Source organism: Mariniflexile sp. HMF6888 (genome assembly GCF_044335535.1).
In the GTDB taxonomy this organism is placed as follows: domain Bacteria; phylum Bacteroidota; class Bacteroidia; order Flavobacteriales; family Flavobacteriaceae; genus Mariniflexile.
Genome location: NZ_JBIQVZ010000003.1, coordinates 120,262 through 133,376 on the forward strand (window position 1 = coordinate 120,262; position 13,115 = coordinate 133,376).

The 13,115-nt window shown below is 35.2% G+C and carries 12 protein-coding genes and 1 pseudogene; 5 read left to right on the plus strand and 8 right to left on the minus strand.

Annotated features, from left to right (window positions below; genetic code table 11):
• Position 1 precedes the first annotated feature (1 nt).
• The 7 genes from recJ to ACGLWY_RS09115 form a co-directional block, all read right to left on the minus strand.
• Positions 2–1,690 carry a single-stranded-DNA-specific exonuclease RecJ gene (gene recJ / locus ACGLWY_RS09085; RefSeq protein WP_396619364.1) on the minus strand — a complete coding sequence of 563 codons (1,689 nt, stop codon included), beginning with the start codon at positions 1,688–1,690 and terminating at the stop codon, positions 2–4.
• A gap of 16 nt (positions 1,691–1,706) precedes the next feature.
• Positions 1,707–2,132: an OsmC family protein gene (locus tag ACGLWY_RS09090; RefSeq protein WP_396619365.1), complete on the minus strand. Its 426-nt coding sequence runs from the start codon at positions 2,130–2,132 to the stop codon at positions 1,707–1,709.
• A 269-nt stretch (positions 2,133–2,401) separates the two neighbouring features.
• Positions 2,402–3,412 (minus strand): dipeptide epimerase, encoded by a 1,011-nt coding sequence (locus tag ACGLWY_RS09095; RefSeq protein ID WP_396619366.1) that lies wholly within the window; start codon positions 3,410–3,412, stop codon positions 2,402–2,404.
• A gap of 361 nt (positions 3,413–3,773) precedes the next feature.
• Positions 3,774–4,343, minus strand: coding sequence for a uracil-DNA glycosylase family protein (locus ACGLWY_RS09100; protein WP_396619367.1), 570 nt, complete (start codon positions 4,341–4,343; stop codon positions 3,774–3,776).
• A 13-nt stretch (positions 4,344–4,356) separates the two neighbouring features.
• Complete coding sequence (locus tag ACGLWY_RS09105) at positions 4,357–4,701, minus strand: HopJ type III effector protein (RefSeq protein ID WP_396619368.1); 345 nt, start codon at positions 4,699–4,701, stop codon at positions 4,357–4,359.
• Positions 4,702–4,821: 120 nt separating this feature from the next.
• Entirely contained in the window at positions 4,822–5,493 is a 672-nt protein-coding gene (gene rsmI, locus ACGLWY_RS09110; protein WP_117174134.1) for a 16S rRNA (cytidine(1402)-2'-O)-methyltransferase, read from the minus strand.
• Positions 5,493–6,248 (minus strand): hypothetical protein, encoded by a 756-nt coding sequence (locus ACGLWY_RS09115; RefSeq protein WP_396619369.1) that lies wholly within the window; start codon positions 6,246–6,248, stop codon positions 5,493–5,495. The genes rsmI and ACGLWY_RS09115 overlap by 1 nt, the downstream gene beginning before the upstream one ends.
• Positions 6,249–6,354: 106 nt before the next feature.
• On the opposite strand from ACGLWY_RS09115, the gene ACGLWY_RS09120 reads away from it, so the two are divergent.
• From ACGLWY_RS09120 to ACGLWY_RS09135, 4 genes are all read left to right on the plus strand, one after another.
• Entirely contained in the window at positions 6,355–7,002 is a 648-nt protein-coding gene (locus ACGLWY_RS09120; protein WP_396619370.1) for a thymidine kinase, read from the plus strand.
• Positions 6,995–8,101 carry an alanine racemase gene (alr, locus tag ACGLWY_RS09125; protein ID WP_396619371.1) on the plus strand — a complete coding sequence of 369 codons (1,107 nt, stop codon included), beginning with the start codon at positions 6,995–6,997 and terminating at the stop codon, positions 8,099–8,101. Before ACGLWY_RS09120 ends, alr begins: the two co-directional genes overlap by 8 nt.
• A 64-nt stretch (positions 8,102–8,165) precedes the next feature.
• Positions 8,166–8,567: a large conductance mechanosensitive channel protein MscL gene (gene mscL, locus ACGLWY_RS09130; protein WP_396619372.1), complete on the plus strand. Its 402-nt coding sequence runs from the start codon at positions 8,166–8,168 to the stop codon at positions 8,565–8,567.
• 145 nt (positions 8,568–8,712) lie between these two features.
• Positions 8,713–9,702, plus strand: coding sequence for an aspartate-semialdehyde dehydrogenase (locus tag ACGLWY_RS09135; protein WP_396619373.1), 990 nt, complete (start codon positions 8,713–8,715; stop codon positions 9,700–9,702).
• A gap of 167 nt (positions 9,703–9,869) precedes the next feature.
• Here the strand turns inward: ACGLWY_RS09135 and ACGLWY_RS09140 are convergent, their stop codons facing one another.
• Complete coding sequence (locus ACGLWY_RS09140; RefSeq protein ID WP_396619374.1) at positions 9,870–10,829, minus strand: M28 family metallopeptidase; 960 nt, start codon at positions 10,827–10,829, stop codon at positions 9,870–9,872.
• A gap of 130 nt (positions 10,830–10,959) precedes the next feature.
• Here ACGLWY_RS09140 and ACGLWY_RS09145 point away from each other — a divergent pair.
• Positions 10,960–13,109 (plus strand): annotated as a pseudogene (locus ACGLWY_RS09145) (prolyl oligopeptidase family protein).
• Positions 13,110–13,115 lie beyond the last annotated feature (6 nt).

Below are 13,115 nucleotides of genomic sequence, written 5' to 3' on the forward strand. Positions count from 1 at the left end.
ATTATTTGATGTCTCTTAATTTGAGTTGCAAAGACACATTTCCCTGCCATTCATTTTCATCGACAGAATAAACGGCCTTAAATATTTTTTTATTTGAAATTAAATCAAATTTATCGCCCATTCCAAAACCTATAGCCACCAGACTTTTAGATTGTGGTTGGGCAACGGTTATTCTTAAATGGGTTTTGTCTTCGCCTACACATTTTCCGTAACCAGTATCAACCAAATTGTCGGTCATAAAAACAGGGGTCATATTATTAGGTCCAAAAGGTGCAAATTGTTTTAAAATCCTGTAAAATTTTGGAGTGATGTCTTCCAAATCAATCTTAGCATCAATTTTAATTTCGGGCGTTAAAAGATTTCTGTCGATGGTTTTTGAAACTACATCTTCAAAAGCCTGTTTAAAGGCTTCGTAATTTTCTTCCAAAAGTGTTAATCCCGCAGCATATTTATGCCCTCCAAATTGTTCAATATGTTCGCTACATGCCTCTAAAGCATTATAAATATCAAAATCACGTACCGAACGTGCCGAAGCAGCTAATCTATCACCACTTTTTGTAAACACCAATGTGGGTCTGTAATAGGTTTCGGTTAATCTAGAAGCCACAATACCAATAACGCCTTTATGCCAATCTTTATGGTAAACAACAGTAGTAATTCTATTTTGCTCGTCTTGCTCTTCAATTTGTTTAAGAGCTTCTTCGGTAATTTGTTTATCTGTTTCACGCCTATCGAGATTATAATCGTTAATTTCTGAAGCGTATTTGGCTGCCAATTCACCATCTTCCTCTGTTAAAAGTCTTACAGCAAAATTACCATGTTCCATACGCCCTGCAGCATTAATTCGAGGCGCTACAATAAAAACCACATCGGTAATAGTTAATTCTGTTTTTTCAACTTGATTCAAAATAGCTTTTATTCCTGGCCTTGGATTGGTGTTAATTACCAGTAATCCGAAATATGCTAACACTCTATTTTCACCATCAATAGGCACTATATCTGCGCCAATAGCGGTTGCTACCAAATCTAGATAACCCATTAAATCATCGGGGGTCAAACCGTCTTTTTGAGCCAAGGCTTGAACTAATTTAAAACCCACCCCGCATCCGCATAATTCTTTATAAGGATAGGTGCAATCTTCTCTTTTGGGATCTAAAACGGCTGCTGCTTGTGGTATGGTATCGGCAGGTCTGTGGTGGTCGCAAATAATGAAATCAATCCCTAACTCTTTAGCGTAAGCTACTTTATCGACCGATTTTATACCACAATCTAAGGCAATGATAAGTGTGAAATTATTTTCTAAAGCGAAATTGATTCCTTTATATGAAATACCGTATCCTTCATCATATCTATTAGGAATGTAGGTATAAACCAAGCTGTGTTTAGACTTTAAATAGGATGCCATTAATGCCACCGAGGTTGTCCCATCAACATCGTAATCACCATAAACCAGAATGTTTTCTTGGTTAGCCATGGCTTTTTCAATTCTGGCTACGGCTTTGTCCATATCTTTCATTAAATATGGATCGTGCAAATCATCTAAACTTGGTCTGAAAAAAGTTTTGGCATCTTCATACGTTTCAATACCACGTTGTATTAATAATGTAGCCACCACTTCATCTACTTGAAGCGCTTTTTGCAAAGCTTCAATTTTTTTAGATTCGGGTTTAGGTTTTACTGTCCAACGCATCTATTTAGCTGAAAGTTTAAGGTTTATTATGAAAATGGGTTTCTATGGTTAATTCTGAGAACTGTCGAAACATTTCCATAACACCACAATATTTTTCAACCGATAAATCGACTGCTCTTTGAAGTTTCTTTTCACTTAGATTTTCGCCATAAAAATGAAAATGCATAGCTACTTTATCATAATATTTCGGATCTTCTTCAGTAAGATTTGCTTCAATATCTATTTTAAAATCAGCTACATCCAATTTCATCTTTTTAATAAGCGATGCCACATCCAGACCTGAACAACCAGCTAAAGCCGATAACATTAACGCCTTTGGGCGATAACCTTCTCCTTTTCCATCATTTTCTGGTCCTGCGTCTATAAACAAATTATGTCCCGATGGATTGGTGCTTTCAAACTTCATGTTTCCCAACCAAGTCGTTGTAATAAGGTTTGTCATTTTTATTAAGTTTTATATAGTATTACCTATTTTGGACGGTAAAAATACATATTAATTTTCCAAAAAAAACATTCGAGGTTATTTGTTACCTCGTTATGTGTAAAACTTAACTTATAAAAATGTTGCTATTAAGATCTTTTTATTTTTATTTAAATGACATTCTATTAACAAATTAACTATTGATATTTCGATTGTTAAATATGAACTCATTTAAAGTTTTTGATGTAATTTGAGTTAATCCTGTAGGCAGAACGTAGGTTGCTAAGCTTTTAAATTAAAGCAACGCCTGTTCCATTTAAATCACTGTATTGCGCAACGCCATAGTTAAGCGTAATGCCTGTGGCGATATCATTTTCTATAAGCAACACCCCATCCATATCTACATAATCTAAAAGCGGTAATAAATGGGCAATTGCCGAAATACCCACCGAAGATTCCGTCATGCAGCCCACCATGGTTTTCATGTGTAATTCTTTGGCATGAACTAACATACGGCGTGCAGGTGTTAAACCGCCACATTTTACCAACTTTACATTTATACCATGAAAATAGTTGTAGCACTTGGCAACGTCGGCTTCTACTTGGCAACTTTCGTCGGCAATTATCGGCAACACCGATTTTTGATACACTTCTTTATGGCCATCCCAATCATCGGCTTTTAAGGGTTGCTCTAAAAATTCTACCCCTAGTTCCCTTAAAGTTTTGGCATTTTTAATGGTTTCATCAATGCTCCAACCACCATTGGCATCAATTCTAAAAATAGCATGGGTATGTTTACGTAATTCCGTAACTATTTTTATATCGTCTTTGGTTCCTAGTTTTATTTTATAAATAGGCCATGGCAACTCGTTCATTTTTGAAACCATTTTTTCAATAGAATCTATGCCGATGGTGTAGTTAGTCAATGGATTGTTTGAAATATCGTAACCCCAAAGCTCGTAAAGTTTTTTGCCTTTTTGTTTAGCATACCAATCGTTATAAGCTTGGTCTAGAGCGCACAAAGCAAACATATTATGCTTTAAATGGGGATGCATGTGTTTCCAGAATTCTTCAGGAGTGGTAAGGTTTGCAGTTTCAATTATAGACTTTAAGCTTGTTAAATCGTCCTTCATTTTTTCAACTGTCATATTGTAATAGGGGTTCGCGGTAGCTTCACCAAACCCAGAAAAACCACCCTCTTTTAATTCAACAATTAATGTGGGTTGCACGTTATACGATTGTCTGGAAATTGAAAATGTATGCTTTAATTTTAAGTTGAACGACCTGATTATTAACTCCATAAACCCCTTTGCTTTGTATAATTAATGAAAGTTACTAAAATTATAGGATTGGATGCGGATTGTTCGTTATTTTTTTACTTCTAATAAACGAATGGATTTTTAATTGAACTTGTTAGAAATAGCGAGGTTTATTTTATAATATTTCATTTTCAATAGTTTTACTTTTTGCACAGGCAAATTGCATCTCATCTCATGTCTTAAACAAATCCAACAACACAAATTATTTTCGTTTTCAAATACATAGAAAAAAAAGACTAAAAAGATTTCCCTGAAATCAATCAATACTATTAGTAAAACATTTGAACTAATTTTTAAGTTATATCAATTAATGAAGGTTAAATGAAGTTATTACAGAAAATAATTAAATCCATTCTTGGACTCTACTTCTCAACTCCGGCAGTACCTCAATCTCAAACCAAGGATTTTTCGTTAGCCAAAACCTATTTCGCGGTGACGGATGTGGTAAGGGCAAATACGTTGGTAAATATGCTTTAAAATTAGCAACCGTTTCAGTTAATGTTTTCTTTGCTTTATTTTTCAAATAATAGTTTTGTGCATACATCCCAATCAAAAGAATCAACTCTACATTAGGTAAGTGTTCCAACAAGGGTTTATGCCATTGTTGTGCACATTCAGGTCGTGGTGGTAAATCCCCCGAATTTCCTTTTCCGGGATAACAAAAACCCATGGGCATGATGGCTATTTTGGTTTCGTCGTAAAAAACAGCATCAGTGACTCCCAACCAGTTTCGTAATTGCTTCCCACTGGGATCGTCCCAAGGAATGCCTGTTTTATGAACTTTTGTTCCAGGTGCTTGCCCAATAATCACGATTTTAGCATTGGAGTGTGCCGATACAATGGGGCGTGGTCCTAAAGGCAAATGTTTTTCGCAGATGGTACATTGTCTTATATTTGATAACAAGTCTTGCATCTGAAACAAAAAGCTATTTAAGTTTTAGAGGTTCTCCGTCGAAAGTCAAACCTTCAAAATCCGTTTTCATAAAATTTCGAATGTTTTGATGACCTGTACCATTTGGATCATTTAACACATCGTCAAAATAGAATTTCCCAAAACAAGCCAATGTTTCATCTTTTGAGAAACCTTGTAATTTGGCGAAAGCAAATAATTTACAAGACCCCGAATTTTCACCTGCATTATTTTGTAAGGCGCCATTTTTAAAAGCCGTTGGCGTAAAATTGTAGTTTGATTCTATTACAGCCATGGTTTCTGAAAACTCGATACTGTTTGGTGTGGCTTTTATTTTATTTATGAATTCTTCAATAGTCATTATCTTAATTATTTAATTCTGAAAATTAATATCATTCTGAACTTGCTTCAGAATCTCAATATGTATGAAACTGAAATCGAAGATTCAACGAAGTTAAACGAGTTCAGTTTTACGAGTATCTTATTTTTTTCCACCAACCACAATAACTATTTCGCCTTTTGGAGGTTTATTGGTGTAATGATCTAATACCTCTTTTGCAGTACCACGGATGGTTTCTTCATACAATTTTGTAAGCTCTCTAGATACCGATACTTCTCTGTCTTCGCCAAAATACTCGCAAAAATTAGCAAGGGTTTTTAGTAATTTATGCGGGCTTTCATAAAAAATGATGGTTCGGGTTTCTTCAGCAAGTAACAACAAACGTGTTTGTCGCCCTTTTTTAACGGGCAAAAATCCTTCGAATACAAACTTGTCGTTTGGCAAGCCCGAGTTTACCAAAGCCGGCACAAAGGCAGTAGCCCCAGGCAAACAATCGACTTCAATATTGTTTTCTATACAAGCACGAGTCAATAAAAATCCAGGATCGGAAATAGCCGGGGTTCCTGCATCGCTAATGAGTGCTACGGTGGTACCGCTTTTTAGTTTTTGAATTAAGTTTTCGACCGTTTTATGCTCGTTGTGCATGTGGTGCGACTGCATATGGGTTGAAATCTCAAAATGTTTTAATAGTTTCCCAGATGTGCGTGTGTCTTCGGCAAGAATTAAATCGACTTCTTTTAAAACCTCTACAGCTCTAAAAGTCATATCTTTCAAATTTCCAATGGGCGTTGGTACAATATAAAGCTTGCTCACTAATTAAATCGGTTTTCTAAAATTTGGAATAAACGCTCTTCAACCTCTTCTTTGTTCGCCCAATTGTTGTAATCTGGTTTTACAATGTCAATAAGAAACTGTTTGGCATTACTAAACGATTCAAAAGTGTTAAGTTGGGAAATAACACGCTCATAATCTTCACTTTTGCCTTCAAATAAATGTTTAATAAAGGCTATCTTATCGTTAAGCCCTATGTTTAATCCACCACTTTTTAATTTATCGTTTAATGATTTTTTTTCGTTTGGAATACCATTTGGAATACCATTCTGTGTTTTAGAAACAGGATCGAAAACGGGCATGTCTTTAAAACTAGACATCAAATCATCTAAGTCATCTCTATGGTTTTTCTGCTTCGGAATGGATTCTTCCAAAATTACATCAATATCTTCAGGTTCATTTGGCATGTGTGCCACCATGCCTTTAATGGTTTCAATACCTGGCTCCATAATATGGTCATCTTCAACCTCATCCAGATTAATATAAATTTTATCTTCTACTTCAATAGTATCACTTATTTTGTTGTTAAAAGCACCATCTAGCATACCAAAAAAAGAAGTGTCACTTCCTATAGTGGGCGTATCACCTTCAAATTTTTCATGGGCAAATTTTAATACCGATAACTTTTCAAAAAGTTCCGATACCTCAGCATGCATTTTGACAACGTCTTCTTTTCCTTTTAACTTAAGGATTCTGTGTGCAATACTTATCAATTCCGACTCTAACTTCTTCTTCATTGTTATAAATTTTAAATTATTGCTATTTAGGCTTTTGTTTTTTAATAAATTTACGCCACCTTTATGCAAACGAATAATCGCTTTATTTTAGTGTTAAAATTACAAAATGTTTCTTGAAAATACAGTAAATCATAAAGAACAATTTGGATGGATTGAAGTTATCTGTGGCTCAATGTTTTCAGGAAAAACCGAAGAACTAATCCGAAGGCTTAAACGCGCCCAATTTGCCCGACAAAAAGTAGAGATTTTCAAACCTACTATTGATGTGCGTTATAACGAGGATATGGTGGTATCGCACGATGCCAACCAAATTCGTTCTACCCCCGTTCCTGCAGCAGCTAATATTCCAATTTTGGCCGATGGCTGTGATGTCGTTGGCATTGACGAAGCCCAGTTTTTTGATGACGAAATTGTACGTGTTTGCAACGATTTAGCCAACAAAGGTGTCCGAGTTATTGTAGCAGGACTTGATATGGACTTTAAAGGCAACCCCTTTGGCCCTATGCCCAATTTAATGGCCACTGCCGAATATGTTACCAAAGTACACGCTGTTTGTACCAGAACAGGCAACTTAGCGCAATACAGTTACCGAAAAGGAAAAAATGATAATTTGGTGTTATTAGGTGAAGTTGATGAATACGAACCTTTAAGCAGAGCCGCTTATTACAAAGCCATGACACGCGATAAAGTTAGAAACATGAAGGTGAATGATGCCGAAGAACTGACTCCAAAAACCCAAAACCCGAATGCCTAAAGCGCAAGAAACCGTACTTGAAATCGATTTAAAAGCTTTAAAACATAATTTTGAACACTTAAAATCGAGAATAAACAACCATACCAAATTTATGGCGGTGGTTAAAGCATTTGCTTATGGAAGTGACGCTTGCAAAATTGCCAACCATTTGCAAAATCTACCTGTAGATTATTTTGCCGTGGCTTTTGTACATGAAGGCGTAACGCTTAGAAATGCTGGCATTACCAAACCTATTTTAGTATTACACCCACAGGCGGTAAATTTTAATGCTTTAATAGAAAACCGTTTAGAGCCCAATTTATATAATACCAAGATTTTAAACGAATTTATTTCTATCACTTCTGCAGAAAAACTAACTGACTATCCTATTCATATAAAGTTTAATACAGGCTTGAACCGATTGGGGTTTTCTGAAAGTGACGTGGATTATATTGTTTCAAGAGTAAATGAAACTTCGGCAGTAAAAATAAAATCCGTTTTTTCACATTTAGCAGCTAGCGAAGATTTAAACGAAAGGGATTTCACCATAAATCAAATAGAAACATTTAAAAATATAGCAAAAACGCTTATTAATGCTATTGGATACAAACCATTGCTTCATATTTGTAATACTTCGGGCATTTTAAATTATCCTGAAGGCCATTTTGATATGGTTAGAAGTGGTATTGGAATGTATGGTTTTGGAAATTCGGAAAAAGAAAACAAAAATTTTAAACCTATTGGTACTTTAAAAACGATTATTTCTCAAATCCATGCTATTGAAAAAGGCGCATCGGTAGGCTATAATCGTGCTTTTAAAACCGACAAAATTTTAAGAACGGCAACGCTGCCCATTGGACATGCTGATGGCATTGGCAGACAATACGGTAAAGGTAAAGGATATGTAACAATCAATAATCAAAAGGCTTATATTCTAGGAAATGTATGCATGGATATGATTATGGTAGATGTTACAAACATTGATTGTAAAGAAGGCGACGAGGTGATTGTTTTTGGTCCCAACACGACCGCCGAAAATTTAGCCGAAACTGCTGGTACTATTTCATACGAACTTATAACAGCTATTTCGCAAAGAGTAAAACGGGTTTTCTTAAAATAAAAAACATAAAATTATCATTCTTTTATTTATTTTAGTGATTTACTAACCAATAAACTTATCATGTATGTTAAAAGAGTTTAAAGATTTTGCAATGAGAGGCAACCTTGTAGACATTGCGGTTGCTTTTGTAATGGGTGCTGCTTTTAATAAAGTTGTCACTTCATTTACTGCTGGAATTGTATCACCATTAGTTGGATTGATTTTTAATTCTGACTTTAACGATTTAAAATATGTTATCACACCAGGAGTTGCCGATGAATCAGGTACTGTAACTGGTGAAATTGCTGTACTTTACGGAAGCTTCCTAACAAGTTTAATTGACTTTATCATTGTTGCATTTGTTATGTTTATGATTATAAAAGCAATAAGCAAAATGAAGAAAAAAGAAGAGGAAGCACCAGCACCACCTGCAGGACCAACACAAGAAGAATTACTTATTCAAATCAGAGATTTGCTTAAAAAATAACAAAGTGTTAAATATATAACAACGTGTTATTTGTTGTTAAAAAGCTCTCGTTTTAAGAAAACAAGGGCTTTTTTTTGATTCTAAAATATAATTATTACTTAGTTTTGCCTCGTAAATTTTATTGAATCTTTAAATTAAATTAAAAATGAAAGTAGCTGTAGTTGGTGCCACTGGAATGGTTGGTGAAGTGATGCTAAAAGTTCTTGCTGAACGCAATTTCCCAATAACTGAATTGCTTTTGGTAGCATCTGAACGTTCTGTTGGAAAAAAATTAATATATAAAAATAAAGAATACACCGTAATTGGTTTAGCCGATGCTGTGGCTGCAAAACCACAAATTGCTATTTTTTCGGCAGGTGGGGACACATCGTTAGAATGGGCACCTAAGTTTGCAGAAGTTGGTACCACTGTAGTTGATAACTCTTCAGCATGGAGAATGGACCCTACTAAAAAATTGGTCGTTCCAGAAATCAATGCACACGAGCTAACTAAAGACGATAAAATTATAGCAAATCCTAACTGCTCAACCATTCAAATGGTGTTAGCATTATCGCAACTTCATAAAAAATATAAGATGAAACGTGTGGTGGTTTCTACTTACCAATCGGTTTCAGGAACTGGTGTTAAAGCGGTTAAGCAATTAGAAAACGAAATGGCAGGTATTGAAGGTGATATGGCGTATCCTTACCCAATTAACAGAAACGTACTGCCTCACTGTGATACATTTTTAGAAAATGGCTATACCAAAGAAGAAATGAAATTGGCCAGAGAGCCTCAAAAAATATTTAATGACAAAACTTTTTCTGTAACAGCTACCGCAGTGCGTGTTCCTACTGCTGGTGGACATTCAGAATCTGTAAACGTACAGTTTGAAAACGATTTTGATTTGGCTGATGTTAGACAAATAATCAGCGATACTCCTGGTGTTGTTTTACAAGATAATACAGCAACCAATACATATCCTATGCCCATATTAGCGCATGATAAAGATGAGGTATTTGTGGGGCGTTTACGTAGAGATGAATCGCAACCAAACACACTAAATATGTGGATTGTTGCCGATAACTTACGAAAAGGTGCTGCTACCAACGCCATTCAAATTGGAGAGTATTTAATAGCAAACAACTTAGTATAATTTTCAATAGGATTCTATATACTATGAGGCTGTCTAAAAAGTCTAGTTCTATGTCATATTGAGCTTGTCGAAATATTTTAACTTACTGGTAGTCAATATCGGTTTCGACAAGCTCAACCTGACAAATTAAATTTAAAGGACTTTTTAGACAGCCTCTTTTTTTATAATCAATCGTTTTGTTTAATAAAATAGAGCTCCTTATTTGTTGAAGCTATTTTCACGATAGTTTGAAAAATATACTCACAAACCATTCTCTCGCCTTCTAAATTTATTAGCTCTAAAGTATCCTCAGGCGTATGGTATTGCGGATGCCCGCCTGTATGCATTCCCATTACTGGAATTTCTTTTTTATAAAACGACACATGATCAGAACCCCCTACCGATCCTGCATGGACCACAGGGTTCAAACCTAAACTTTTTCCTAAATGGGTCATAAAATCTACGCCTCCTGGAAACGTTCCCGCTCCTCCCATATACACCTGCTTTTCTTCATTAAGTCGACCAACCATATCCATATTAATCATAAGCTTAATCTTTTCCAAAGGCACTATAGGGTGTTCAACAAAATATTCACTTCCCAACAGTCCTTGCTCTTCAGCTCCAAAAGCAATAAATATAATACTGCGTTTTAATTCTAATTTGTACCCCACTAACTTTTCTGCTATTTCCAATAAAGCTGCAGTACCACTAGCATTATCATCGGCTCCGAAATGAATTGTATTTTTTTTATCCGATTTCGAAGAAGGTCCGCCCAAACCTAAATGATCATAATGTGCCCACAAAATAATGTATTCATTTTTTAAAATGGCATCATTACCTTCAATAAAACCTATAACATTACAGGTAGATACCAATGGTTTTTCCGCTACACCTTCTTCTACCCTTAATCTGGCTTTAAAATGTTGCTTATATCCTCTTTCAAAAGATTCAATTCCCGATTTTTTAAAATCTTTCACCAAATATTTCACAACACGCTTATTAGTTTTGCCACCTGGATAACGTCCTTCATTCTTTCTAGAAGTTAAAAATTTAATATGCTCCTTGATCTCGTTCTTGGTAATATCTGACTGAGAAAACAGCAAAAAACAATTTGCCATTAATAATAAACCTAAAAAGACCTTCTTCATAACTAAAATTAATTTATAAAATGTATAGTAAAAGTACAGCTATTGCTATGTAAAATTTAAACTTTTAAGACCAACAACATATCCTGAGGGATTTTCGTTATTTTTGAATTCATTGCAAATCAATAATTATATGAACAAATTAATTATTAGTATTGTAGTCACTATAAGCTTTATGGCTTGCAAACAGAACCCTGTAGAAAAAAAGTGCCAGTGAATTATCCTGAAACAAAGACAGTTGATAGTATAGACTCTTATTTTGGTGTTAAAGTTAACGACCCTTACCGTTGGCTAGAAGACGACAGAAGCAAGGAAACAGAAGCTTGGGTAAAAGCTCAAAATAAGGTAACCAACAACTATTTAAGCAACATTCCCTTTAGAAACGAACTTAAAGAACGCCTTTCAAATCTATGGAATTACGAAAAAATAAGTGCGCCATTTAAAGAAGGCAACTATATGTACTTTTCTAAAAATGATGGTTTACAAAATCAAAATGTTATTTACAGAAAAAAAGGAAATGGTAATGCAGAACTATTTTTAGACCCAAATACATTTTCTGAAAATGGCACAACTTCATTGGATACGTTAAGTTTTTCCAAAGATGGTAGCCGTTTAGCCTATTCTATTTCTGAAGGAGGAAGCGATTGGCGAAAAGTGATCGTTTTAAATGCTGAAACTAAAGAACAAATAGGGGACATACTAATAGATATCAAATTCAGCCAAATTTCTTGGTACAAAAACGAAGGCTTTTACTATTCAAGTTATGATAAACCAAATGGCAGCGAACTATCCGCCAAAACCGATCAGCATAAAGTATATTATCATAAACTTGGAACGCCTCAAAGTGAAGACACCCTTATTTACGGAGGAACACCAGAAGAAAAGCACCGGTACATCTATGCCAATGTTACCGAAGACAATAGATATTTAATCATCACACCGCGTATTTCAACATCGGGAAACAAACTCTTTATAAAAGATTTATCAAATAAAAACAGCCTGTTAGTTTCTATCTTAAATCATACCGATAGTGATTCACAAGTTATTGAAAATGAAGGCAGCAAATTATTTATAGTAACCAATCTAAATACACCAAACAAAAAAATAGTTTCAGTGGATGCTTCAAACCCAACCCCAGAACATTGGGTAGATGTCATTCCTGAAGCAGAACATGTGTTAAATATTTCGGTTGGGAGTGGTTATTTTTTTACGGAATATATGGTTGATGCCATCTCTATAGTTAAACAATACGATTACAATGGTAAATTAATAAAAGATATAGAATTACCAGGATTAGGAACCGCTTCTGGTTTCTCTGGGAAAAAAGAAGATTCAACGCTATATTATTCATTCACTAATTACAATACTCCTTCAAGTATTTATTCGTTAAACCCTAAAACAGGTGGCACCAATTTATATTGGTCACCAGACATCGACTTTAACAGTAATGACTACGAAAGCAAGCAAGTTTTTTATAATTCAAAGGATGGCACTAAAATCCCTATGATAATCACTCATAAAAAAGGCTTGAAACGGGATGGCAAAAACCCAACCATTCTTTATGGCTATGGTGGTTTCAATATTAGTTTAACACCTGCTTTTAGTATTACCAACGCCGTTTGGATGGAACAAGGTGGTATTTTAGCTGTACCTAATTTGCGTGGTGGTGGCGAATATGGTCGGAAGTGGCATCATGCAGGGACACAATTAAGAAAACAAAATGTGTTTGATGATTTTATCGCTGCCGCGGAATACTTAATAAATAACAAATACACGTCTTCAAATTATTTGGCTTTAAGAGGTGGTTCAAACGGAGGTTTATTGGTAGGCGCTGTTATGACTCAGCGACCTGATTTAGCAAAAGTAGTATTGCCAGCCGTTGGGGTTTTAGACATGTTACGCTATCATACGTTTACCTCAGGTGCAGGCTGGGCTTTCGATTATGGTACAGCCGAACAAAGCAAAAAGATGTTCGACTATTTAAAAGGCTATTCCCCAGTTCATAATGTAAAAGCTGGTGTAGAATATCCCGCGACTTTAATCACAACGGGCGATCATGACGACCGAGTGGTACCGGCTCATAGTTTTAAATTTGCTGCTGAACTACAAAGCAAACAATCTGGTAATAACCCAACATTAATACGCATTGAAACCGATGCAGGCCATGGTGCCGGAACACCTGTGAGTAAAACCATTGAGCAATATGCCGATATTTTTGGGTTTACACTTTTTAATATGGGGTTTGATGAATTACCCAACAAGATTGAAAGTTTTAAAGATTAAGTAGTA